Here is a 26716-nt window from a genome sequence, read left to right on the forward strand (position 1 = left end):
TAAAAAATGAAGTGATTTAAAATTTTTGTTTGTAGGTAAAAGAAAAAGTTTAAATCACTTCATGGCAATCACACTAATTTCAACATTTACATTTTTTGGTAATCGCGCCACTTGAACGGTTTCACGTGCTGGTGCATTGGCTTCGTCAAAAAAACTTCCGTATACGGCATTTATTTTAGTAAAGTCATCCATGTTGCTAATGAAGATTGACGATTTTACCACATGTTCAAACGTCATGTTAGCGGCTTCTAAAACAGCTTTTAAGTTATGCATAACTTGCTTTGTTTCCGTTTCAATATCATTTAAAACAAGTTCGTTGGTTTCAGGATTGATGGCAATTTGCCCAGAAGTATATAAGGTATTTCCGCTTAAAATAGCTTGATTATAAGGACCAATAGGAGCAGGGGCATTTGGTGTCGTAATAATTTCTTTCATAATGGAGATGTATTCATTTTACTAGATTTTATAAGCAGAAAGATAGCAAATATTTTAATTTCACCAACCAACAACCACCAACCATCAACCATCAACCACCAACCAACAACCTAAAGCTGTATATCGGGCTGATTTCGTTTTTCGTATTTTAAATCTTTTAAGAAGTTCGATTTAATCCCAATAAAGAAATTCCATGACTTTCTAGAACTAAAGGGTACCCAGCTAAAATTCATACGCCAACTCATTAAATCGCGTTCAAAACGTAATTGCGTATAAGTAAAACCAGCGTTTTTTAAATCATAACCAGATGAAGCACCAATAGACCATTTGTCTGACAATTTAATATCACCTGAAAACATGAGTGAATGAGACGATATTTGATTTTCCCGCCTACTATTGGAATAATTTAAAGCATAAGCGATTCGTAAATTCCAAGGGATTTTGTAGTTGTAATATTCACTTGGTTTTTCTTCTTCTTCTTCATCGTCTTTTATATCGTCAATTTGTTGGTTTGCAAAGTCTTCCCCTATGCCAAACATATCATCAGCACGACCACCACTTCGTAGATTTTCTTCAATAGCTTTTTCGTTTTCCTCTTTTTTACCTCCTTTATTACTGGACAAAGACCAACTTGTAGTTAAATTGGCAGTGGTTAATCTAAAAAGGCTTCCACCATTATCAATATTAAATTTGTTAATTCTGGTATTGTTGTTGTCTAGTGCATAAGGATCTAAAGTGGCTCCAAAATTCACACTCATTTTGTTGTTGAAAAGTTGTGTGCCTCCACTCATTCTAACAGGGCTCCATTGTAACGAATCACCCGCAAAATTATATGACGTCGAAAAGTTTAGGTTATTTAATAACATAATCTTTTTTGGTTCGGTTGCGGTGCTATCTTTATCGCGCACTTTTGCTTCAAGGTTATTTGAAACCGAAATCCCCATAGAACTGGAGAAATTTTTTCCTGGACCTCCAAAAACACCTTGCTCAAAACGGTTGTATTCTAGATTTGTGTCATTGTAAATAGCATCTAATTGAGCTTGGGTTAAACCATCGGCATTTACTACTTCTGCCGTTTCATAATATTTATCAAAAGCGGGATTGATATTATAACTTATAGACGGACGGATTATATGCCGAATAGCCTTTATTTTGGTGTCTTCACCTTCTTTTTCAAAGTTAAACATCCCATAAACAGTGGTTCCTAAACTGGTGCTAAAATTGTAAGTTCTAAACGCATCAAAACCATTTACATCTTCAACAATAGTTTCTCTTGTTACAGCATCGTAACTTTTCTCTATGGTTTTAAAGGTCCAAACTTCATTAAAATTGCTACTGGCACTTATGCTAAAATATTTGAATAACTTAAAATTAGTGGTAAGTGGAATGGTGTGTTGAAAACCTGCTTTTGCATCATCAAACATTTCTTTTTTAAAGAAGAGGGAATCGGTAGTATTGATTCTATTTTCCCCTCTTACGCTATACTGCAAGTTAATATTCTGGATAATCCCTTTTTTAGTACCTGCTTTTGAAGCAAAAGGATATATTCTTCCCAAACTTCCTTGAAAAGTTGGAAGCGTCATATTAATTTGTTGGGTGTTGGTATTTTGAGAATGTGTAGCTGTTAAACTAATATTAGGTTGTAGTTCACCTGGAAATGTTTTAGAATATGACACCGAAGACGATAAGGTGTTATTTAAAAAAGCACCAGTATTAATTTGGTTCACAGAGGATCTGTAATACGTACTACTACCTAAGTTTACCGATGCCGAAAAACGTGAGTTGGGATTGGATTTCCCATCTTGACTGTGAGACCAACGAATATTATAAATGGTAGACTTAGAATAATCGGGAAAACCACGTTCACTGTTAATTAGGTTTTCGTACCTAAAACCTAAATTACCTCTAAATTTATAGCGTTTTGCATAGGTACTTTCTGTACGAAACCCATAACTTCCATTGGTATAGTAGTCTCCCAAAAGTGCTAAATCTACATAATCACTTATAGCTAAATAATACCCGCCATTTTGTAAAAAATAACCCCGGTTATTTTGCTCACCAAAACTAGGGATTATGATACCGGATGTCTGTTTTTCAGACTGCGGAAAGAAGCTAAAAGGCAACCAAACGGGCGTAGGAATATCATAAATATACAAACCAGCAGCTCCTGTTACTATTTTTTTCCCAGGCACAATTTTTGCTTTTAATAATCGAATATAATACTCGGGGTCTTCTAAATCTTCGGCAGTGGTATATTTTGCATTTTTCAAAAAGTAAACGGAATCATTTTCTTTTTTAGTAATGGATGCAATGATGGTACCGTCACCTTGCTCGGTTTTGGAATTGTAAATAAGTGCCTTCTTTGTTTTTGTATTAAAAACAATGGAATCGGGCTCTACAACATTGGATCCCTGAGTGAAAACAGGTTTTTGGGTATAACCGCCAATAGAATCGGTAATACCTTTGGCGTATACCGTGTTTTTTGTATAATCTATAGTAATACTACCTGCTGCAATATTCATGTCGCCATAATCAATAGTGGCCTCGTTATAAAGATATAACTTGTGTTCTTTCTGATTAAACTTGGTATAATCGACGGCATGGTATTTTACTATATGTTCTAAAAGTTCTTTTTTAGGCTTAATGGAATCTTTAAAAGTAGAATCCTGTGCTTTTTCAGAAACCATAGGTAATGGTAAACTATCGGTGCTAACAACAATACTATCTTTAACACTTCTGTCAATAGTAATACCGTTTTTAGGGATGTCTTGTGCAAAGCTTAACATGTTAATAAACACTGTAAAACTTAATGTGAAAAGTATTTTAAAGTTGTTTGTGTGCAACGCTTTTAAATGTATTTTTGTAAAAGTATGGCTCGATTTTTGAAAAGCCAAAATTACATATATTTTTCTGTGATTGATTTATTATTCAATTAAAATTTTAAATTAAACTTGAACTCAAACATAATGAGTAATAAACCAAGTTTTTTAATCGTTAAAATGTTTGTGAACCATAGTTATCAAAATAATAAAACACGATGATTATAGTTAATGTTTATGAATTAATGATTTAAACCAAAATATGATTACCCTCATGAAAACGAACAGAGTATTACTTTTCGTATTATTTATAGCAGTATTAACATTTTCTTCATTTATTAAAATTGGAAAAAATGAAGCAGTAGAAAAATTTGTAGTGGTTTTAGATGCTGGACATGGAGGCCATGACCCTGGAAATATGGGAAATGGTTACAAAGAAAAAGATATTGCTTTAAAAATTGTTCTAGATGTTGGAAGGCAGTTGGAGAAATATCCAAACATTAAAGTGGTTTACACACGAGATAAAGATGTTTTTGTAGATTTATTTGAAAGAGGACAGATTGCAAATAAAGCTAAGGCCGATTTATTTGTATCAGTACACTGCAATTCACATAAATCCCAAGCGCATGGAACCGAGACATTTGTTTTAGGAACCCATAGAAATCAAACCAATTTTGAGGTAGCCAAAAAGGAAAACTCGGTAATTTTTCTTGAAAGTGATTATAAAAGTAAGTATGGTGGTTTCGATCCCAATTCGCCAGAATCTGTTATGAGCATATTGATAAGTCAAGAAGAATATCTGGACCAAAGTATTATGTTGGCAAGCTTAATTCAAAAGCAATTCACTACTAAATTAAAAAGAAGTAACAGAGGCGTTAAGCAGGCAGGTTTCATCGTTTTACACCAAACAGTGATGCCTAGTGTACTCATAGAGGTAGGTTTTTTGACGTACAAAGAAGAAGGTGCTTATTTAAATTCACTAAACGGACAAAAAGATATGGCTAATTCTATTACAAGTGCTATTTTAGAATATAAACACAGTTTAGATGGTAATGTTGGGAATTTTGAGTTTGTAGATGAAGCATCCTCACCAGAAATACCAACACCTGAAACAATAGAAATACCTAAAATTACAGAAGTAAACACCATTGATAATTCCATAACATTTAAAGTACAAATAGCGGCCACATCACGAGCCATTGAGCTCCAACCCTATAATTTTAAAGGCTTAAAAAATATTACGAGGGAAAAAGAAGGCGGTTTGTTTAAGTATTTTTATGGCAACACATCCAATTATGATAACGCTAAAGCCCTTGAAGAAGAAGCCATTAATAAAGGCTATAAATCCTGTTTTATAGTAGCGTTTAAAGATGCTAAAAAAATAAGCTTATCAGAAGCCTTAAAAACAACTGCTAATTAAAGAGGTTCTTTTTAAATTTATTTTAAATTTGTACATCTAACACATTTACTTTATTACTTTGAAAATATCAAAAGAAGTTAAAACAGGCATATTAGTATTATCGGGCATTGTCCTTTTTATTTTTGGATTCAATTACCTAAAAGGAAAAAACCTATTCGAATCAACCGATGTTTATTATACAGAATTTGATTATAATGCACTTAATAAATCGTCTCCTATTACAGTAAATGGTAACGTTGTTGGTAAAATCCAAGAAATAGTTTACGATTATGATACAGGGAAAACCAGAGTCTCTTTTTCGGTTAATGCAGCCTTAAAATTCTCTAAAAATTCTGTAATCAAAATGTACGAAACAGGATTAATGGGCGGAAATGCACTCGCTATACTAATAAGTACCGAAGGGGAACAAGCAGAACCCGGTGATGTTTTGCCATCTGAAGTTGAATATGGGCTTGTTACAACGCTTTCCAAAAACTTTTCTGGATTAAGTGATAATTTAGATGCTACTTTAAAATCTACCGATACACTTATGTTAAGTATCAATAGGTTGATTAACGATAATTCGGATGCCGGCTTAAAACGCACCATCGAAGAATTGAATCACACCTTAAAATCCTTTAAGAATACTTCAAACTCAGTGAATGCTGTTATCTCGAATAATGATAAAAACATTGCTGCGATTCTTGAAAAATTTAAAACAATTAGCAGTGATTTAGCCGTGCTTACTGCAGATTTGAAAAATGCCAATGTTGGTACTACTGTAGAGAATTTAAATAATACAATAAATAAGTTACATACCATTTTAGCAACAATTGATAAAGGGGAAGGTTCTATAGGTAAGTTACTAAAGGACGAAAGTTTGTATAACAATCTCGAAGGTGCTACTAAAGAAATGGAAGAATTACTTCGCGATATAAAACTACATCCTAAACGTTATTTTAGAATATTATCCAAAAAAGAAATTCCATATCAAGAAGAAACTAAATAAATGATCATGGAATATTTACCAAACATACTTTTCATAATTTTACTTGGTATTGGTATTGGGTTCTTCGCTAAAAACGTAAAAAAACTCATCCGTAATATCAAATTAGGTCGAAATGTAGATGTTAGTGATAACAAATCACAACGTTGGAAAAACATGGCGATGATAGCTTTGGGGCAAAGTAAAATGGTACGCCGCCCAATTGCTGGTTTTTTGCATATCGTAGTATATCTAGGTTTCATTATTATAAATATTGAAGTTTTAGAAATCATTATCGATGGTATTTTTGGTACACACAGAATAGGTTTGTCAATACTACCCAAAGCTGTTTACGGATTTTTAATAGGTGCTTTTGAAGTTTTAGCTATTTTAGTATTTGTAGCGGTTATCATTTTTTGGATACGTAGAAACATTATTAAATTGACGCGTTTTTGGAAAAGTGAAATGACCAGTTGGCCTAAAAATGATGCTAATTTCATTTTATATTTTGAAATGGTATTAATGATGCTGTTTTTGGTAATGAATGCAACCGATGCACATTTTCAAAGCCTCAATGCAGGGAACGTCATCAGTCAATATATAGCGCCTTGGTTTAGTGGTTTATCAGAAAGCACACTCCATATTGTAGAAAGAACAGCTTGGTGGTTTCATATCATAGGTATTTTGGTGTTTTTAAATTATTTATATTTTTCTAAGCATCTTCACATTTTGTTGGCATTTCCAAATACCTTTTACGGAAGGTTAGCCCCACAAGGGCAATTTGATAATTTAGAGGCTGTTACCAAAGAAGTAAAATTGATGATGGATCCTAATGTCGATCCATTTGCAGCACCAGCCGAAGGAACAGCGAGTGATGTCCCTGCAAAGTTTGGAGCCAGTGACGTACAAGATTTAAATTGGGTACAACTACTGAGTGCTTATACTTGTACCGAATGCGGACGCTGCACCAGCGAATGTCCTGCAAACCAAACGGGTAAAAAACTGTCGCCACGAAAAATCATGATGGATACCCGAGATCGCCTAGAGGAAGTAGGCAAAAACATCGACACCAATAAGGGCGCGTTTAAGGAAGATGGTAAACAACTTCTCGATACTTATATAACCAGAGAAGAGTTATGGGCATGTACCACATGTAGCGCTTGTGTAGAAGCTTGTCCAGTAAGTATCGATCCGCTTTCAATTATAATAGACATGCGTCGTTATTTAGTGATGGAGCAAAGTGCTGCACCAGTCGAATTAAATAACATGATGACCAATATTGAGAATAACGGTGCACCTTGGCCATACAACCAAATGGATCGATTAAATTGGGAAAACGAATAAAAAAACTTTTAGAATGAAAAAAAAAATATATAAAATTCTGTTTTTCTGCTTTTTACTATTTGGATTTACATCAAAGAATTATGCACAAGAGCATGTAAATACCGATTTAAAACATGTTGACAGTTTAGCTCAAAAGATGTTTGTTGATTTAAACAATAGAGATTTTGATGCTATATTAAACATGACACATCCTAAAGTGTTTGAAATACTGCCTAAAGAAAGCATGAAAAGTGTTATTAAAACAATGTTTGAAGGCAATGAAGATTTTTCTATAGACATACCTGAAATTATTCCAAAATATAAACTATCCGAACTTTTTAAAAGTGAAGAGAATCATTTGAAGTATGTTTTTGTTTCATATGATATGACTATGAAAATGACCTTTAATAAACAAGAATTTAATGATGAGTCAAAACAAATAATGATTCCTATGATGGCTGCAAAAGGAATGGATGTCGAGTTTATATCAAATAACACTATGGACATTTTTATGAAAGATACTATGACCATTATTTTAAAAGATGATACTACTAACGATAAATGGGTTATGGTAAATTATGACCCAGATTCTCCTTTGTTTTATAAAATAGTGCCTTCTAGCTTAATGGAAAAGGCTAAAGATTACAAGCAAGATTTAATGCTAGAAAGGAAAAAAAGTAGTGAAAATTAATTCAAAAAGATGAGCGAATTACTAAAAGTGCCAACCATGGCAGAATTTATGGCAGAAGGCAAACAGCCTGAAGTATTGTTTTGGGTTGGTTGCGCAGGAAGTTTTGACGATAGAGCAAAAAAGATAACCAAAGCTTTTGTTAAACTATTAACCAAAGCCAAAGTAGAATTTGCTGTACTTGGAACCGAAGAAAGTTGTACGGGTGATCCCGCAAAACGTGCAGGAAACGAATTTTTGTTTCAAATGCAAGCCGTAACTAACATAGAGGTCTTAAATGCTTATGAAGTTAAGAAAATAGTCACCGCATGCCCACATTGTTTCAACACCATAAAAAATGAATACCCAGAATTAGGTGGAAACTATGAGGTGATGCACCATACGCAGTTTTTAAAAACCTTATTAGACGATGGACGTTTAAAAATTGAAGGCGGTCAGTTTAAAGGAAAACGCATCACATTTCACGATCCATGTTATTTAGGTCGTGCCAATAATGTATATGAAGCACCACGCGAATTAATTCAGAAATTAGAAGCAGAGTTGGTGGAAATGAAAAACTGCAAGCGTACCGGATTGTGTTGCGGTGCAGGGGGCGCTCAAATGTTTAAAGAACCAGAAAAAGGCAATAAAGACGTTAATGTAGAACGTACCGAACAAGCTTTGGAAACCCAACCTGAAATAATTGCAGCAGGTTGTCCGTTCTGTAATACCATGATGACCGATGGTGTAAAAGCCAAAGAAAAAGAACAAGATGTTGCCATTATGGATATTGCGGAGTTAATTGCTAATGCCCAAGATTTGTAGATTGTTAAAAAAGGTTATAAGGTTATAAGGTTAAAAAGTTAATCATTAATCAAAAATCATAAATCGTAAATCAAAAATCAAAACTCGTAAATCAAAAATCAAAACTCGTAAATCAAATTAATGTTAGTAGATTTTAATACATTACCAGAAGAATCACGCGTTTGGATTTACCAAGCAAACCGTTCATTTTCAGAACAAGAGCTTGAGGAAATTCAAGCTAAACTAAATATATTTATTGAAAACTGGACGGCACATGGGAGTGATTTGCAATCGGGTTATCTCATTAAATATAACCGATTCATAGTGATTGGTTTAAACCAAAAAATGAATACAGCTTCAGGTTGTTCCATAGATGCATCAGTTCGTTTTATTCAGCAGCTAGAAAAAGAATACAAGGTCGATTTAATGGATAAAATGAATGTGTCTTACAAACAAGGAGACTTTGTAGCGTACAAAACACTTTTAGACTTTAAACAAATGGCAAAAGATAAAGCTATTTCTAAAAACACCATTGTTTTTAACAATTTGGTTACCAATATTGCAGAGTTTAAAGAAAACTGGGAAGTACCAGCAAGTGAGAGTTGGCATAGCCGCTTTATTAAATAGGTTGTAAATAATCTTCCAAAATATTAGAACCTATAAAATTTTCATGTTTCAAATAGAATATTCAATTTTACAGCTCAAAAGAGCAAATACATAATTATGGCTAATGAAATTATCCTATTAAATATTTCTGGACCGGATAAACCAGGATTAACCTCTAGTTTAACAAGTGTTTTGGCTGAATATAATGCCAAAGTGTTAGATATTGGGCAAGCAAATATTCACGATACATTGTCTTTAGGTATATTGTTTGAAATTCAATCGGGACCTAATTCAGCAGCCGTATTAAAAGATTTACTTTTTAAATCCTACGAACTTGGTATTAAAGCGAAGTTTACACCAATTACGCTCGAAAATTATGAAAAATGGGTAAGACTTCAAGGTAAAGACCGTTACATCGTTACTATTTTAGGAGAAAAACTTGCTGCTGAACAAATATCAAAAGTGACTCAAGTCATTTCAGAAAAGAACTTAAATATAGATTCTATAAAAAGGCTAACAGGCAGAATATCACTTACTAAAGAAGAAGAATATCCACGAGCTTGTATTGAGTTATCTATTAGAGGACAAATAGCTGATAAAACGGAATTTACCAAAAAATTCATGGAAATCTCAATGGATTTAGATGTTGATATCGCCTTTCAAGAGGATAATATTTTCAGACGAAACAGGCGTTTGGTTTGTTTCGATATGGATTCTACACTTATACAGGCCGAAGTTATTGATAAACTTGCAGAATTGGCAGGTGTTGGCGACGAAGTAAAAGCCATAACAGAATCGGCTATGCAGGGTGAAATAGACTTTAAAGAAAGTTTTGTTAGACGCATGAAGCTTTTAAAAGGTTTGAGCGAGGATGTACTTCACGATGTTGCCGTTAATTTACCATTAACAAAAGGAGCAAAAAGACTTATAGATACCTTAAAAAGCTATGGCTTTAAAACAGCCATTTTATCGGGTGGATTCACTTATTTTGGGCACTATTTACAAAAGGAGTTGGGTATAGATTATGTATATGCCAACCAATTGGAAATTAAAGATGGTCTTTTAACAGGTGGTTATATTGGTGACATAGTTGATGGGAATAAAAAAGCAGAATATCTTAAAGAACTAGCTCAAAAAGAGGGGATTGATATCGACCAAACCATTGCTGTGGGTGATGGTGCTAACGATTTGCCGATGCTTAACCTTGCAGGCTTAGGGATTGCTTTTCATGCAAAACCAACCGTTAAGGATAATGCCCAAAGCTCTATTTCAAGCATAGGGTTAGATGGGGTATTATATTTATTGGGTTACCACGACAGGCATATTGATTTAATTGAATAGATTAACCTGAGTAACAACTTATAAATAGTCTCTAGTACATGACAAAAAATCAAAATACATTGAGATGTCAGTCTGAGCGCAGTCGAAGACATTGGAAATATCGTTTTTAATAACATTTCGACTTTAGTTTATCTTAAGCACAGTCGAAAACCTCAATGTGACACGCTTCAATTTTTGCCATGTACTAAAAAATAGTTCATACTTTCTTTATAAATCTATCTTAAAGTTTTTTTTACTTCTTTTTAAAAGTAGTATTTTGGCATGGTTATTTATATAACTGTTGTTATTGAAGTCATTTAAACTTTTTCTTTTACCTGCAAAATTCACATTTTGCTCCCTAATTTTGACTTTTTTAGTTCCGTAGCGCTGCTATGTGACATAAAAAAGGCTTCGTTATGAAACAGGGCGGAGCGTAAAAATAACCTCGCAGGTTATTTTAGTGAGTGAGCCAGCTGGAGCAAGGTTAAATTTTCGCTTACAAACAAAAAGTTTAAACGAATTCACTATATAAATATCTAATTAAATTTTTATATGCGCCAAATCTTATTAGTACTAGTAACCCTACATATATCGCTTTCAATATTTAGCCAAACTATTGAAAATCCTTTAGCAGCAAAAGATATTAAAGGACAGCAAAAATGGGTCGATAGTATCTATAATTCCATGACTTTAGCCGAAAAAGTAGGGCAGTTGTACATGGTACAAGTCATGTCTAACCAAGATCAAGACGCTAAAAACAAGATCGTTGAGTTAATTAGAACGCATCATATAGGAGGGCTGATTTATTCTCTTGGAGGTCCTGTTAGACAAGCTAAATTAAATAACGAACTGCAAGCACTTTCAAAAGTACCATTGTTAATAGGAATGGATGCAGAATGGGGTTTAAGTATGCGTTTAGATTCTACCTATGCGTTCCCTTGGAATATGACACTTGGGGCTATCAAAGATAATCACTTAATAGAGCAAACAGGAAAACAAATTGGTGAGCATTGCAAGAGGCTTGGGGTTCATTTTAATTTTGCACCCGTGGTCGATATCAATACCAATCCGTTAAATCCCATTATTGGCAATCGGTCGTTTGGGGAAGACAGAGATAATGTAACCGAGAAAGCGTTGGCTTTTATGAAAGGTATGCAAAGCGCAGGTGTTTTGGCTAATGCAAAACATTTTCCAGGGCATGGCGATACCGACCAAGATTCACATAAAACCTTGCCAACTATTAATTTTAATAAAAAACGTATTGATTCCATTGAATTATATCCCTATAAAAAATTGATCACAAAAGGGCTTTCCAGTGTTATGGTAGCACATTTAAAAGTGCCCAGCTTAGAGCCATCGGGATATCCCTCTTCATTATCAAAACACATTACCACCGATATTTTAAAAGAAACCCTAGGATTTAAGGGACTCATATTTACCGATGCTTTAACCATGAAAGGTGCTGCCGATTTTAAGGAAGTCGGTGCCATAGATTTAGCGGCATTTAAAGCAGGAAATGATGTGATGCTCATGTCTGAAGACGTAGCTGTTGGTATTTCAAAAATTATAGAAGCTTATAACAATGGTGAAATTAGCGAAGCCCGGCTAGAACTTTCGGTTAAAAAAATTCTTCAAGCAAAATATAAAGTAGGCTTAAATAATTACGAACCTGTTGGTTTGAATGATTTACCGGCCGATTTAAATAGATTGAAGGATGATATTCTATATGAAGAACTTTTAGAAAACGCCATTACTATTGTTAAAAATGAAGCCCGTTTAGTACCACTTCGACAGCTTGAAGAAAAAACAATTGCTTATGTTAAAATGGGGGATGATGATGGGTCGGTATTTTTAAACGAACTAAAAAAATACACCAAAGTACACCACATAGAAGCTACAATGCTAGATGAGCTTAAGGCTAAGCTTCAGGATTATAACACGGTTGTAATTGGGCTGCACCGTTCAAATCAAAGTCCTTGGAAACCATATCAGTTTTCAGAAGAAGAACTAACATGGTTATATGAAATAGCGAGAACACATAAAGTCATTTTAGATGTTTTTGTAAAACCTTATGTGCTTTCAGATTTAGCAACCATTGAAAACATAGAAAGCATTGTGGTAAGCTATCAAAACAGCAAAATAGCCCAGGAAAAATCGGCACAACTTATATTTGGTGCTATTGATGCAAAAGGCAGTTTGCCAGTTTCTATTGGAACTTATTTTAAAGTAGGCGATGGTATCCAAAATAATGCCATACAACGTTTAAGTTATACGGTTCCGGAACGTGTTGGTATGGATTCAAAAAAATTAAAAAAGATAGATTCGTTAGTTCTAAAAGCTATAAATGGTAAAATGACTCCGGGCATTCAATTGTTAGTAGCTAGAAAAGGAAAAGTAATCTACAATAAAAGCTTTGGCAAGCACACGTATTCAGGAACACAAGCGGTTACATTTGATGATGTTTATGATGTGGCATCACTAACCAAAATACTGGCGACTTTACCATTGCTTATGGAATTGGAAGAGCAAGGCGAGGTTACTTTAGATACGAAGCTTTCTAAAATATTACCTAGCTATAAAAAATCAAACAAATCAAATATTACCTTAAAAGCAATGTTGTCCCATTATGCCCGACTAAAGCCATGGGAACCGTTTTATGCTCATACTTTAGACAGTGTTACGAAACGCCCAAGTGAAAAATATTATAGAACAGAGCGTAGTGAGAGGTTTAATATTGAAGTCGCTCAAAATTTATATTTACGCTCAGATTATCCGGACTCTATACAAAAAATTATTAAAGACTCAGAATTGTTAAACAAGCTTCAATACAGGTATAGTGATTTTCCTTATTATATTTTAAAGAAATATATTGAGAATTATTACGACAGAACCTTAGATTTTCTTGTGCAGGAACATTTTTATAAATCTTTAGGAGCCAACTATACCATGTATAATCCGTATCATAAAATAAGTAATAAAAAAATCGTTCCAACAGAAGTTGATGATTATTACAGGTTTCAAGAAGTGCATGGATATGTACACGATATGGGAGCGGCTATGCAAAACGGAATTGGTGGGCATGCTGGTATATTTAGTAATGCCAACGATGTCGCCAAAATTATGCAAATGTTTTTGCAAAAAGGCTATTATGGAGGAAAGAATTATTTTAAACCGGAAACAATCGATAAGTTTAATACTTGTTATTTTTGCAATAAAGGAAACAGAAGAGGTATTGGGTTTGATAAGCCTCAATTAGATGAAGATGGGCCAACATGTGGTTGTGTGTCATTAAATAGTTTTGGGCATTCAGGTTTTACAGGAACCTATGCTTGGGCAGATCCCGAAGAAGAGATTGTTTACGTGTTTTTAGCCAACAGAACATATCCTATTGCTTCACACAATTTGCTCTTAAAGGAAAACATTCGAACAGATATACAACGCTTGATTTATGAAGCGATAATTGATTAATAAAGTACTTAGAGTTGAAAAGTTAAAAGTACTTAAAGTTGAAAGTTACGAGTACTTAAAGTTAGGTTAACTTAAGGCACTTATAACTTAAGGCACTTATAACTTTAGACACTTAAAACTTTAGGCACTTAAAACTTTAGGCACTTATAACTTAAGACACTTATAACTTAAAAAAATATGAAAATAGGCATAGTATGTTATCCAACTTTTGGGGGTAGCGGGGTAGTTGCTACCGAGTTAGGTTTAGAGCTTTCTAAACGAGGTCATGAAATTCATTTTATCACATATAATCAACCCGTACGTTTAGAGTTGTTAAGTAATGATGTGCATTATCATGAAGTGAATGTTCCGGAATATCCGCTGTTTCATTACCAACCTTATGAGTTAGCTTTATCAAGTAAATTAGTTGATATGGTAAAACTACATAAAATTGAAATTTTGCATGTGCATTATGCTATTCCGCATGCCTATGCTGCATACATGGCTAAAAAAATGTTGCAAGAAGATGGTATTTACATACCTATTGTTACCACTTTGCACGGAACCGATATTACGCTTGTTGGCAGCCATCCGTTTTATAAGCCAGCGGTGACTTTCAGTATTAATAAATCGGATGCAGTAACTGCAGTATCACAAAGTTTAAAAGATGATACGTTGCGTTTGTTTGATATAAAAAATAAGATCCATGTCGTATCTAACTTTATCGATTTAGACAAATATAATAACGTGTTTACCGATTGCCAACGTGGAATGATGGCGAAAGAAGACGAAAAAATAATCACACATATTAGTAATTTACGACCTGTAAAGCGTTCACAAGATGTTATTAGTGTGTTTTATAATATTCAAAAAGAAATGCCCGCAAAATTGATGCTTATTGGCGAAGGGCCAGAACGAGAGCACATAGAATTGCGTTGTCAAGAATTAGGTATTTTAGATAAAGTTATTTTCTTTGGAAGAAGTAATGAGATTGATAAAATATTATGCTTCAGTGATTTGTTTTTATTACCATCACAAACAGAAAGTTTTGGATTGGCAGCTTTAGAAGCCATGGCATCGAGTGTGCCTGTTATTTCAAGCAACACAGGAGGCATTCCAGAAGTTAATGTGCATGGTGTATCGGGATTCTTAAGCGATGTAGGCGATATTGCCGATATGACTAAGAACGCCATCTACATTTTAAGTGACAAAGAGCGTTTAGCAACTTTTAAAAAGAATGCTAGAAAAATCGCTGAAAAATACGATTTACATACCATTGTACCACAATACGAAGCCATTTATCAAGATACTTTGGCTAAGTGTCTGGTGTTATAATTCGTAATAAAACCTGAGTTGAACGAAGTTCAAAGTTCAGAGTTTGATGTATCGATGAAGTTTGTGATACACGATTCAACGATTACACGGTTAAACTGTTTTTTTATTTATATAACTATCTAAACACTTGGATATCAGATTACATCATATAGAAAACTCACGTTAATATAAAAAAAGTTGTAAACCGCTTTATAGTAAAACAAAAAAGCCCCCCAATTGAGGTGCTTTTTTGTTTTATAATTTTTTTACTTAAAACTGATATCTTATACCTAAAGCAATATCAAAATCTAAATCATTATTTTTGAAGGAGTCATCGCCAAAACCAATTTCAGGTCTAAAATCCAATGAGATCAATAAAGGGATATCAAAATTATATTCAATACCTATATCACCAGCAGCAAAAATAAATGTGTCACTGTCGTCTACTCCATCAGGTGCATTATCAAAGCTGTAAGAGCCTAATCCACCACCAACACCAGCATACCAGTTAAAGCCATCTTCAATATTCCATACCCATTGGTATAAACCAGCAAGTTTAAAACCATCATAGTCTTTGCCATCTCTCCAGCCTAAATCGACCTCTAAACGATTGTTGCTACCTAAGGCATGTTGGTATGATATCTCGGCACCAAATCCGTCGCTATCACCTAAACGTAAACCCAATGCGTTATTTGCTATGTCTTGAGCGTTTGATGTAAAGGCAAAGCCTAATAATACAACTGAAAATAAAAGTAATTTCTTCATAAATATGTTTTTTGTTTGTAATTTATATACGACCTTTTTTCGTTAAAAGATCTTTCTTGTTAATTTAATTTATTTTACAAAAATAACGCCAAAAATGTATTTATATTTAACTTCTCTTTGTAAATATAATTATTTTTTATCTACTATGACCTTAACATCACATTTACAGACATTAAGCGAAAAACTTTCTGGAGAATTATTTTATGATGACTTAATAAAATCCATTTACGCTACCGATGCCTCTGTATTTAGAAAGCTGCCATTGGCCGTTGCATATCCTAAAAACAATGATGATATCAAACAGCTTATTCAGTTTGCTGAAGCACATAAAACATCGCTCATACCAAGAACAGCAGGTACATCGCTTGCTGGCCAGTGTGTTGGAGATGGTATCGTAGTGGATGTATCAAAATACTTCACTAAAATATTAAATGTAAATGAAAAGGAGCAAACCGTTACAGTACAACCAGGTGTGGTTCGCGATGCCTTGAATAATTATTTAAGGCCATTTGGATTGTGGTTTAGCCCGAATACATCAACATCCAATAGATGTATGATTGGTGGGATGGTTGGCAACAACTCATCAGGTACAACATCCATTCAGTTTGGTGTAACGCGCGATAAAGTGATTGAAATGCATACCATTTTAAGTGATGGTAGCGACGTTGTATTTAATGAGATTTCTTCGGAAGCATTTCAAAATAAAATAACATTAAATACTTTGGAAGGTGTTATTTATAAAACCATTTATTCAGAATTAAAGTCGGAAACGGTTCAAAATCAAATCATTGAAAACTATCCAAAACCAGAAATACACAGAAGAAATACGGGTTATGCTATTGATGAATTGATAAAATCAGAGGTGTTTTCAAATACTTCTGAAAAGTTTAATATGTGCAAACTCCTTTCAGGAAGCGAAGGTACTTTGGCCTTTACAACACAAATTACTTTAAAATTAGACAAACTTCCGCCACAAGAAGCCGTTATGGTTGCGGCACATTTTAGTAGTATAGAAATGTGTCTAAATGCTGTTGAAATGGTGATGAATCATAATTTGTACACCTGCGAAATGATGGATAAAACCATTTTGGATTGTACAAAGCACAACAAAACCCAACAAGAAAATAGAAGTTTTATCGAGGGTGACCCTAAGGCTATTTTGATGTGTGAAGTGAGAGCATTTACAAAACAAGACGTCGATGTTTTAGCCAAAAATTTAGTAAAGGCTATTGAAGCTTCTGGGCTCAGTTATGCCTTTCCTATATTGGAAGGAGATGAGATAAACAAAGCAAATAACTTGCGTAGTGCCGGATTGGGCTTGTTAGGGAATATTATTGGGGATAAAAAATCGGCACCATGTATTGAAGATACCGCTGTAACCTTACCCGATTTAGCCAATTATATTTCGGAGTTTTCGATGTTAATGAAAAGCTATAACCAGGAAGCCATTTATTATGCACATGCTGGTGCTGGTGAGCTGCATTTACGCCCCATTTTAAACCTTAAAAAGTCTGAAGATGTGGTGTTGTTTAGAAAAATAACTACCGATGTAGCACATTTGGTAAAAAAATACGGTGGCTCTATGAGTGGGGAACATGGCGATGGTATTGTAAGAGCTGAATTTATTCCGTTAATGATTGGTGAGGCAAATTATCAAATTTTAAAGCGAATAAAAGCAGCTTTTGATGCGCATAACATCTTCAATCCAGGGAAAATTGTGGATGCTTTTCCTATGGATGAATCGTTGAGATATGTTTCTGATAGAGTGGAGCCCCAAATAGAAACCATGCTTGATTTTTCACATTCACAAGGCATTTTACGTGAAGCTGAAAAGTGTAATGGTTCTGGCGATTGTAGAAAATTACCGGAATTTGGTGGTACCATGTGTCCAAGTTACCGTGCTACCAGAAACGAAAAAGATACAACACGCGCCAGAGCCAATGCTTTACGTGAATTCTTAACAAATTCCAATAAGGCAAATAAGTTTGACCACGAAGAATTGAAAGTGGTTTTCGATTTGTGTTTAAGTTGCAAGGCGTGTGCTAGCGAATGCCCAAGTAGTGTAGATGTGGCGAGTCTAAAAGCGGAATTTTTGTATCAATATCAAAAGGAAAACGGTGTGTCTTTACGTACCAAATTGTTCGCTTACAATAACACGTTGAATCGTTATGGAAGTATGGTTCCAAAGCTGACAAACTTTATGTTTTCTAATAGTTTTACAGCCTCCATTTTAAAAAAATCGTTTGGGATTGCTAAAGAAAGACACTTGCCTTTAATTTCAAATAAAAGTTTAAGTAATCAATTTCAAAATATTCAAAAACAAAAGGTTATTAAAAAATATATAAAAACAGTCTACTTATTTAATGATGAGTTTTTAAATTATTTAGATACACCTATAGGTGTTGATGCCATTCAACTTTTAACAGCCTTAAATTACGAGGTTAAAATGGTTGAAAATGCCGAATCCGGACGTACCTTTTTATCAAAGGGTCTGTTAGAGCAAGCTAAGGATTTGGCCAATAAGAATGTTGCTATTTTTAAGGATTTAATTACTGAAAAAACACCATTGATAGGTATCGAACCATCAGCTATTTTAACTTTTAAGGACGAATATTTAAGGTTGGCAGATGATAAAGCTTCCGCAGAAAAAATTGCAAAACATACCTTTTTAATAGAAGAATTTATTCAGCAAGAAATCAAATTAGGCCATATTAAGTCTGAACAATTTACTTCGGAAGCAAAAACCATCAAGTTTCATGGGCATTGCCATCAAAAATCATTTAGCAATCAATTATCTAGTTTTGATGTTTTAAATTTGCCAATAAACTATAGAGTAACCATTATACCGAGTGGTTGCTGTGGTATGGCAGGAAGTTTTGGTTATGAAAAAGAACATTATGAAGTCAGTATGCAAGTTGGTGAACAAACGTTATTCCCTGCTGTTAGAAACGCATTAAAAGAGGTGGTAATTTCAGCCAATGGAACCAGTTGTAGGCATCAAATTAAAGACGGTACCCAGCGCGAAGCAAAACATCCTATTACTGTTTTACGGGAAGCGCTTGTTTAGTTTTCAGTCGCAGTCGCAGTGAACAGTCACAGTGTTCAGTGATAGTCTTGCATCTTTGCGAAAAAGCTATTTGGATTTCTTTTCATGCTGTTCTACAATAGTAATGGCTGCAATTAAATCTTTAATATCCATGTCTTCTATTTCTTCATCAACAGAAAAAGGGGAGAGTTTGTCTTGGTTATAACTATAAATTTTCCAGCGTTTGAATTGGTATTCTAAAGCGGTAAAATTTTCAACCCAATCACCAGAATTCAAGTACATGGTTTTGCCATGCTTATTTTCTATATGTTCCATTTTTGGTTGGTGTATATGTCCGCAAACCACATAATCATACCCGTTTTCAATAGCTAAATCTGAAATAACCTTTTCATAATCATTAATATATTTAATAGCTCCTTTTACGCCATTTTTAACTTTTTTTGATAAGGAGTAACGTTCTTTTCCACGACGCTCTAAATACCAGTTGACAAAGCGGTTCAGTAAGGTTAATGCATCATAACCATAGCCACCTAATTTCGCAAGCCATTTGGCATTTTGTATAGACACATCAAATACATCGCCATGAAAAAACCATGCTTTTTTACCATGTAATTCTAAAACCAATTTATCTACTATGGAGATATTCCCAATGGAAGTACCACTAAATTTTCGAAGCATTTCGTCATGATTCCCAGTAATGTAAACGATTTCTACACCGTCGGCAGACATGCTCATAATCTTTTTTATAATTTTTAAATGCGATTTCGGAAAGTAACGTTTGCTGAATTGCCAAACATCGATGATATCACCGTTTAAAATAAGCTTTTTGGGCTCAATGCTATTTAAGTAGTTTAACAAGTGTTTTGCATGGCATCCATACGTGCCCAAGTGTACATCTGATATGACGGCAATTTCTATTTTACGTTTAATTTTCAAATTTCTAATTTGCTTTTTGTAAAATACTTGATTTAATATTACTTAATCGTTATCCCATAATTATATTAACATGAGTATATTGTTAAACAAGTGTTATCCTGTATACCTCTAAGCTAGTAAAGAGTAGGCAGTAAGCAGTAGGCAGTAGGCAGTAGGCAGTAGGCAGTAGGCAGTAAGCAGTAGGCAGTAAACAGTAGGCAGTAGGCAGTAGTTAGTGGTTAATAACCAAATCAACGAATAACCAAAATAGCCATAAGCCAATAGTAAATAGTCAATAACCACCCTCAATGTCAGTCTGAGACCTTTGTTAAAGTTTTAACGCGAGTGCGATGACGTAGTTTTTTTAAAAATTTAATTATCTGTAAAACAGATGTTTATAGAATACGTCAATGGTAGCTTGTCGAAGACCTAGTAAAATAGCCAAATAGACAGTAAGCAGTGGACAGTAAACAGTAGTTAGTAGTTAGTGGTTAACTACCAAATAAACGAATCAACGAATAAACAAGATAGAAAAGTCGCCTTGCAAAAAGTGCCTCATCTGTATAAATTTTATCTCATTTTCGGTTAAAAACAAAAAGTCAAGAAGAGTTTTATAAAAAAGGTTTATTTTAGCAAAAAATTATATTTATGGCTGGAAATTCTTTTGGAAAACTGTTTACTCTAACGACTTATGGCGAATCTCACGGACCTGCATTAGGTGGTGTTATTGATGGTTGCCCATCGGGAATTGAATTGGATTTAGAGGCTATTCAACAAGAATTGGACAGAAGAAAGCCAGGGCAATCTGCCATTGTTACCCAACGTAAAGAACCAGATACCGTAAAATTCCATTCGGGAATATTTGAAGGTGTTACAACAGGAACCTCAATTGGTTTTGTTATTGAAAACACCAATCAGAAATCTCACGATTATTCGCATATAAAAGATAGTTACAGACCAAGTCACGCCGACTATACTTACGATAAAAAATACGGTGTGCGCGATTACCGTGGTGGTGGGCGCAGTTCTGCACGTGAAACGGCATGTCGTGTGGTTGCTGGTGCGATTGCAAAACAAATGCTAAAAGGCATTGAAATTACCGCTTATGTATCGGGTGTTGGTACCATGAAACTTAATAAACCGTACAACGAACTGGATTTAACCCAAGTAGAATCGAACATAGTACGTTGTCCAGATGCAAAAATGGCAGCAGATATGGAAACGTTTATTAAAGAAGTTCGCGGAAAAGGCGATACCGTAGGTGGTATTGTAAGTTGTGTTATTAAAAATGTGCCCGTTGGTTTGGGCGAACCTGTTTTCGATAAATTACACGCCGAACTAGGTAAAGCCATGTTATCCATCAACGCCGTAAAAGGTTTTGAATACGGTAGCGGTTTCGAGGGCAGCACCATGTATGGTAGTGCGCATAACGATTCGTTTAATGCCGATGGCACGACTAAAACGAACTATTCAGGAGGTATTCAAGGCGGTATAAGCAACGGTATGGATATTTATTTTAATGTCGCCTTCAAACCTGTGGCGACTTTAATCCAAAAATACGAAACCATCGATAAAGAAGGCAATGCAGTAGAAATGCAAGGAAAAGGGCGTCACGATCCATGTGTTGTACCAAGGGCAGTACCTATTGTAGAGGCTATGGCAGCTTTGGTAATTGCCGATTTTTATTTGCAAAATAAAATATATAATAAGTAGTTATTTTCCATTTTTAGTTTTGTCTTGGGTGCAGCCGAAAAATTTTGGGGCTAGTTTATCGATTGTGTTTTTGCTTATTTCAAAAATCGTTAGCAATAGCTTATCTAAAAAAAATAGCTTCAAAAGTTCTAAACTTATAAAATAGAAACTACCAAATAAATAAGAATTATAAAATTCTTATCTTGCTTTCAAATTTTAAAAATCAATAAAAATATCCCTCTTTTTTGGAGAGGTTAGGAGAGGCTCTATGAAAAAACTAGCACTACACTGGAAAATCTTAATAGGTATGACGCTCGGTATTATTTGGGCGTTGCTTTCAAGCTCATTAGGTTGGAGCGCGTTTACCATCAATTGGATTGATCCATTTGGCACTATTTTTATCAATTTATTAAAGCTTATAGCCGTACCTCTAGTGTTATTCTCTATAATTGGCGGTGTTGCCAATATCGGCGACCCTAAAAGTTTAGGTAGAATGGGCGGAAAGACTTTGTTTATTTATTTAATAACTACGGTCATGGCCATTTCTTTAGGCTTGCTTTTGGTAAATGTTGTAAAACCGGGTAAGTTAATCGATGAGCAGAGTAGAATCGATAACCGTATTAGTTATGAAATTTGGGCAGCTTCCGAAGGCCATGAAGTTAAGGATGGTATTAATTATTTAAAAGACCCCCAGTTTTTTGAACGCGCGCAGGAGATTTCAGAATTAACAAAATCTGAATTGAAGGAAGCGTCGGTTTCAGATAAACTTGAAAAAGCAAATAAGCAACAAAGTGTTTCTCCGCTGCAGCCTTTGGTAGATATAGTTCCCGAGAATTTTTTCGCATCGCTTTCCAATAATGGATTGATGTTGCAAATTATCTTTTTTGCCTTATTTTTTGGGATATGCTTATTGTTTATTCCTAATGAAAAGTCACAACCGGTTTTAACCTTGGTGGACGGGATTAACGAGGTGTTTTTGAAAATGGTAGATTTGGTTATGCAAGCAGCACCATTTTTTGTGTTTGCTTTATTAGCAGGTGTGGTTAGTAAAATGGCAGGGGACGATATTGGTAAGGTCATCGAGATTTTTAAAGGCTTAAGTTGGTATTCGTTAATCGTTTTAGTGGGGCTTTTATTAATGATTTTTGTAGTGTATCCAATCATATTAAAACTATTTGTAAAGAAAATACCGTATTTAGGATTTTTTAAAGCCATGGGGCCAGCGCAAACCTTGGCGTTTTCAACATCTAGTAGTGCAGCAACACTTCCTGTTACCATGGAATGTGTAGAGCAAAATTTAGGTGTCGATAAAAAAGTAAGCAGTTTTGTATTGCCCATTGGAGCTACTGTTAATATGGATGGTACCAGTTTGTATCAGGCAGTAGCAGTTATCTTTTTAGCACAAATGCACATGATCGATTTAACAATTGGTCAGCAATTAACCGTTGTTGTAACCACAACGTTAGCATCCATTGGATCTGCCGCAGTGCCAAGTGCCGGTTTGGTGATGCTTATTGTGGTGTTGAATTCAGTGGGATTAAATCCCGTTTGGATTGCTATTATTTTTCCTGTGGATAGAATTTTAGATATGTTTAGAACCGTAGTAAATGTTACTGGCGATGCGACAGTCTGTACCATTATCGCCGATGGTGAAAATATGCTAGATTACCACGATACTAAAAACCCAACCGAAACATTCGATTTAGATTCTTAAACCAAATACTGTTGTTATGGCTAAAATTAATAGATTACAACCCGTAGTTTCCGTATCATGGCTTCACAATAATTTAGAAGCTGAAAATTTAGTTGTTTTGGATGGTACCATCAATAAGGTGTTCGATGCATCTCAATCTCAAATTCCGAATGCGCGCTTATTCGATATAAAAAACAAGTTTAGTGATACCACAGCACCATTTCCATCAACGTTTCCTTCAGAAGAACAATTTCAAAAATCCGCAAGGGAACTAGGCATTAATAACGATAGTGCGATTGTGGTTTATGATGATAAAGGCATTTATTCCAGTGCCCGCGTTTGGTGGTTGTTTAAAGCTTTTGGTTACAATAATGTAGCGGTTTTAAATGGTGGTTTCCCAGAATGGAAAAAAGCAGGATTTGAGACAGAACCGATGAAGCTCTATACAGGTAAGCCCGGTAATTTTAAAGCGAGCTACAAGCCTGAACTCATGAAGTTTTTTAATGATGTAAAAATGGCTTCGGAAACAAAGAGCCATACCATTATCGACGCACGTTCTGAAGGTCGGTTTAAAAGTTTAGAGCCAGAACCAAGAGTGGGTTTACGTATGGGAACCATTCCCAATTCGGTTAACCTGCCTTTTGAAGATTTGTTAGCCGATAATCAATTGTTAACCAATCAAGAAATTGAAGCTAAATTTCAAGCTTTAGCTAAAAAAGAAGAGCCTATTATCTTTTCCTGCGGTTCAGGTATTACAGCTTGTGTTTTAGCGTTGGGCGCCACCATTTCTGGATATGAAAACTTGGCTGTTTATGACGGTTCTTGGACGGAATGGGGGAGTTTGGTTCCTGAATAAATCATTCCAAAAACTTAGATTTTAATTCAGGCGTAGGGATCCAGCAAGACTCTTTTTTGCCATACCATTTATAACGGTTTTTTGCTATATAATCATAGACCCAATTGCGAATAAACGGAGGAATTATAAAAAACGCTGTCATTAAATTTTGCGGAAACCCCAACTGACTTGCGATTTTTAACGCTGCCGTAGATTTATAATCGACCCCTTTTCCGGGTGTGTATAACAAAATGGAATCTACTTTGTTGGTATTTATTTTATATGCTTCGATTATTTGTTGCCCTGTGTCACTTTGTAAAGCGGCAAAAAGAAATACATTGTTTTTATCGTGTTTAATAACGTATTGAACTGACGAATTACAAAGGTTGCAAACACCATCGAATAATATTAGTTTTTTATGATCTGGTAAGGCTATCATTTTTTAGCTTCTACTAATTCCAATTGTTCAACGCTTACATTAGTCGTAAATATACCATAATTTACAACGGCTTTATTTTTTTCAATTTTATCAATGCTACCAATGGCGCGACCATCGTTCATACGTACACGATCTCCAACCTTTAAAGTTACTTTCGGTTTTGGGGCTTCAATGGCTTTTTTCTTAGCTTCTTTTTTCTTTTCACGAATAACTGTTACGACTTTTTCGGCTTCTTGTTTAACCTTTTCTTCTTTTTCTTTGATTACTTTTTTCTCTTTAATCGTTACCTTTTTTCGTTTGGAGTTTTCAATTTGAACCACTTTAAAAAGCTCGCCCATTAATTCTTTTTTCTGCTTGTTTTCAAAGTATTTTTCAGCGATGTCATTTACTTTTTGTCCTAAATAAATCAGGCGTTGGTTGCTGTCGTACAACTCTTGGTAGCTTTCCAGTTTCTTTTGAATTTTCGCATTGATTTCTTCTAACTTGCCAGCTTCCTGAATTTTTTTCTTTTCATTCAATTTTAACGATTCCCCCGTTTTTTCAAGCTTAGAACGTTCTTTTTGAAGCTTTGCAATGGTTGCATCAAAACGTACTTTACTGCGCTCAATTTTCTTTTTGGCACGATTTATCAATCCGAACGGAATGCCATTTTTTTGAGCGACTTCAAACGTAAAACTGCTTCCTGCTTGCCCAATAACCAGTTTGTATAGAGGTTCTAAGGTTTTCTCGTCAAACAGCATATTGGCATTGAGCATAAAAGGTAACTCGTTTGCCAATATTTTTAAGTTCGCATAGTGTGTTGTAATAATGCCAAAAGCTTCCCGATGGTAGAACTCTTCTAAAAATGTTTCGGCTAAAGCGCCACCCAATTCGGGGTCACTTCCTGTACCAAATTCGTCAATTAAAAAGAGTGTGTTTTTGTTGCACTTCTTTAAAAAATAATTCATTTGCTTTAATCGGTAGCTATAGGTGCTTAAATGGTTTTCAATAGATTGATTATCGCCAATATCACTTAAAATTCTATCAAACAAACAGGCTTTACTGCGTTCATGTACTGGAATAAGCATCCCGCTTTGGAGCATCACTTGTAGTAATCCAACGGTTTTTAGTGTGATACTTTTTCCGCCAGCATTTGGTCCGGAAATAACAATGATGCGACTGTCTTGTTCCAATGCTATCGTCTGTGGAAATGTTTTTACTTTCTTTTCCAAATTATTTAAATAGAGCAGTGGGTGATATGCATCACGTAAGTACATACTCCTGTCTTCTGAAATTTCAGGAAGAATGGCATTCATGGAACGTGCATATTTTGCTTTTGCCGAAATGACATCAATAGCCACTAAAAAGTCTTGGTAGTTTTCTAAAAGTGATAAAAACGGACGAATAAAATTGGTGAGTTCTTTTAAAATACGAACCACCTCTTCACTCTCCTCGAATTCTAAATTATTGAGTTCCCGTGAGTATTTTAGGGTGGTTTCGGGCTCCATATATACAATGCTCCCCGTTTTACTGCTACCCATAATAGACCCTTTAACTTTACGGCGGTACATAGCTTTTACAGCTAAAACACGCCTGTTTTCTACAACACTTTCTCGAATGTCATCTAAATATTCAAGACCATGATACGTATTTAAAGCGGTTGCAAAACTTTGGTTTATTTGTCCTTTTACTTTGTTTATAGACTGTCGTAAATCAAAAAGTAGGCTAGAAGCATTGTCTTTAATATCGCCAAATCGATCTACAACAGCGTCAACTTTTTCAATAATGGCTTTAGTGATTTCAATATGCGATGCAAATGCATTGAGGTTTGGATAGTAAACATCAAACTTTTTTAAAAACGCAACAATCTCATTGGTTGTTAATGATATGGAAACAATTTTTTTTAAGCTATGGACTTCTAAATAGGTGTTTTCAATGCGTAAAAGTTTGATTTCCTTGGTTATGGCGTCAAAACCGTGATTTGGTATTCGGTTGTCGTTATAAAAAGACGACAGGTATTCGTTGGTTAATTGTAAATTATTAAGAAGCAATTCTTTGGTGCTAAAAGGTGTTATTTGCAGTGCCTTTTCGTTTCCTAATAAGGTAATGCAATGTTCGCTAACTTGTTTTAAAACCGTAGAAAATTCTAAATCCTGTAATGTCTTTTCGTGAATGTGAATCATTCTAAAATTATGGTCTAAATGATAAATTAGGCAAAGTTAAACATTCTGTT

The 26716-nt window shown here is 34.6% G+C and carries 19 protein-coding genes; 13 read left to right on the top strand and 6 right to left on the bottom strand.

Annotated features, from left to right (window positions below; all coding sequences use genetic code 11):
• Positions 1 to 54 precede the first annotated feature (54 nt).
• Both CJ739_RS16160 and CJ739_RS16165 read right to left on the bottom strand, forming a co-directional pair.
• Positions 55 to 435 carry a RidA family protein gene (locus CJ739_RS16160; protein ID WP_117177147.1) on the bottom strand — a complete coding sequence of 127 codons (381 nt, stop codon included), beginning with the start codon at positions 433 to 435 and terminating at the stop codon, positions 55 to 57.
• Positions 436 to 545: 110 nt separating this feature from the next.
• Positions 546 to 3329 carry a putative LPS assembly protein LptD gene (locus CJ739_RS16165; protein ID WP_117177149.1) on the bottom strand — a complete coding sequence of 928 codons (2784 nt, stop codon included), beginning with the start codon at positions 3327 to 3329 and terminating at the stop codon, positions 546 to 548.
• A gap of 199 nt (positions 3330 to 3528) precedes the next feature.
• On the opposite strand from CJ739_RS16165, the gene CJ739_RS16170 reads away from it, so the two are divergent.
• The 9 genes from CJ739_RS16170 (at position 3529) to bshA (ending at position 15140) form a co-directional block, all read left to right on the top strand.
• Positions 3529 to 4674, top strand: coding sequence for an N-acetylmuramoyl-L-alanine amidase family protein (locus tag CJ739_RS16170; RefSeq protein ID WP_117177151.1), 1146 nt, complete (start codon positions 3529 to 3531; stop codon positions 4672 to 4674).
• 58 nt (positions 4675 to 4732) lie between these two features.
• On the top strand, positions 4733 to 5662 hold the full coding sequence (locus tag CJ739_RS16175) for an MlaD family protein (RefSeq protein WP_117177153.1): 930 nt from the start codon (positions 4733 to 4735) through the stop codon (positions 5660 to 5662).
• A gap of 6 nt (positions 5663 to 5668) precedes the next feature.
• On the top strand, positions 5669 to 6982 hold the full coding sequence (locus CJ739_RS16180; protein ID WP_117179074.1) for a 4Fe-4S dicluster domain-containing protein: 1314 nt from the start codon (positions 5669 to 5671) through the stop codon (positions 6980 to 6982).
• Positions 6983 to 6995: 13 nt separating this feature from the next.
• Positions 6996 to 7652 (top strand): hypothetical protein, encoded by a 657-nt coding sequence (locus tag CJ739_RS16185; RefSeq protein ID WP_117177155.1) that lies wholly within the window; start codon positions 6996 to 6998, stop codon positions 7650 to 7652.
• Between the two features lie 9 nt (positions 7653 to 7661).
• Positions 7662 to 8453: a (Fe-S)-binding protein gene (locus tag CJ739_RS16190; protein WP_117177157.1), complete on the top strand. Its 792-nt coding sequence runs from the start codon at positions 7662 to 7664 to the stop codon at positions 8451 to 8453.
• 120 nt (positions 8454 to 8573) lie between these two features.
• On the top strand, positions 8574 to 9059 hold the full coding sequence (locus tag CJ739_RS16195; protein WP_117177160.1) for an ABC transporter ATPase: 486 nt from the start codon (positions 8574 to 8576) through the stop codon (positions 9057 to 9059).
• A 96-nt stretch (positions 9060 to 9155) separates the two neighbouring features.
• The gene (gene serB / locus CJ739_RS16200) at positions 9156 to 10379 is read left to right on the top strand and encodes a phosphoserine phosphatase SerB (protein WP_117177162.1); all 1224 of its coding nucleotides are present in this window, start codon (positions 9156 to 9158) and stop codon (positions 10377 to 10379) included.
• 531 nt (positions 10380 to 10910) lie between these two features.
• Positions 10911 to 13826, top strand: a complete 2916-nt coding sequence (locus CJ739_RS16205) for a serine hydrolase domain-containing protein (protein ID WP_117177164.1) — start codon at positions 10911 to 10913, stop codon at positions 13824 to 13826.
• Between the two features lie 177 nt (positions 13827 to 14003).
• Positions 14004 to 15140 carry an N-acetyl-alpha-D-glucosaminyl L-malate synthase BshA gene (gene bshA, locus CJ739_RS16210; RefSeq protein WP_117177166.1) on the top strand — a complete coding sequence of 379 codons (1137 nt, stop codon included), beginning with the start codon at positions 14004 to 14006 and terminating at the stop codon, positions 15138 to 15140.
• Between the two features lie 249 nt (positions 15141 to 15389).
• On the opposite strand, the gene CJ739_RS16215 is transcribed toward bshA, so the two are convergent.
• Positions 15390 to 15884 carry a hypothetical protein gene (locus CJ739_RS16215; RefSeq protein ID WP_117177168.1) on the bottom strand — a complete coding sequence of 165 codons (495 nt, stop codon included), beginning with the start codon at positions 15882 to 15884 and terminating at the stop codon, positions 15390 to 15392.
• A gap of 145 nt (positions 15885 to 16029) precedes the next feature.
• Here CJ739_RS16215 and CJ739_RS16220 point away from each other — a divergent pair, with 145 nt between their 5' ends.
• Complete coding sequence (locus CJ739_RS16220; protein WP_117177170.1) at positions 16030 to 18951, top strand: FAD-binding and (Fe-S)-binding domain-containing protein; 2922 nt, start codon at positions 16030 to 16032, stop codon at positions 18949 to 18951.
• A gap of 66 nt (positions 18952 to 19017) precedes the next feature.
• On the opposite strand, the gene CJ739_RS16225 is transcribed toward CJ739_RS16220, so the two are convergent.
• Complete coding sequence (locus CJ739_RS16225; RefSeq protein ID WP_117177172.1) at positions 19018 to 19866, bottom strand: UDP-2,3-diacylglucosamine diphosphatase; 849 nt, start codon at positions 19864 to 19866, stop codon at positions 19018 to 19020.
• A gap of 627 nt (positions 19867 to 20493) precedes the next feature.
• Between CJ739_RS16225 and aroC the strand changes: the two genes are divergently transcribed.
• The 3 genes from aroC (at position 20494) to CJ739_RS16240 (ending at position 24086) form a co-directional block, all read left to right on the top strand.
• Entirely contained in the window at positions 20494 to 21558 is a 1065-nt protein-coding gene (gene aroC / locus CJ739_RS16230; protein ID WP_117177174.1) for a chorismate synthase, read from the top strand.
• Positions 21559 to 21805: 247 nt separating this feature from the next.
• The gene (locus CJ739_RS16235; RefSeq protein WP_117177176.1) at positions 21806 to 23251 is read left to right on the top strand and encodes a dicarboxylate/amino acid:cation symporter; all 1446 of its coding nucleotides are present in this window, start codon (positions 21806 to 21808) and stop codon (positions 23249 to 23251) included.
• Between the two features lie 16 nt (positions 23252 to 23267).
• Positions 23268 to 24086, top strand: coding sequence for a sulfurtransferase (locus CJ739_RS16240; protein WP_117177178.1), 819 nt, complete (start codon positions 23268 to 23270; stop codon positions 24084 to 24086).
• Between the two features lies 1 nt (position 24087).
• Here CJ739_RS16240 and CJ739_RS16245 read toward each other — a convergent pair whose 3' ends face one another.
• Both CJ739_RS16245 and CJ739_RS16250 read right to left on the bottom strand, forming a co-directional pair.
• Positions 24088 to 24504: a thiol-disulfide oxidoreductase DCC family protein gene (locus CJ739_RS16245; protein WP_117177180.1), complete on the bottom strand. Its 417-nt coding sequence runs from the start codon at positions 24502 to 24504 to the stop codon at positions 24088 to 24090.
• Positions 24501 to 26666, bottom strand: a complete 2166-nt coding sequence (locus CJ739_RS16250; protein ID WP_117177182.1) for an endonuclease MutS2 — start codon at positions 26664 to 26666, stop codon at positions 24501 to 24503. Before CJ739_RS16250 ends, CJ739_RS16245 begins: the two co-directional genes overlap by 4 nt.
• Positions 26667 to 26716: the final 50 nt, after the last annotated feature.

Source organism: Mariniflexile sp. TRM1-10 (genome assembly GCF_003425985.1).
In the GTDB taxonomy this organism is placed as follows: domain Bacteria; phylum Bacteroidota; class Bacteroidia; order Flavobacteriales; family Flavobacteriaceae; genus Mariniflexile.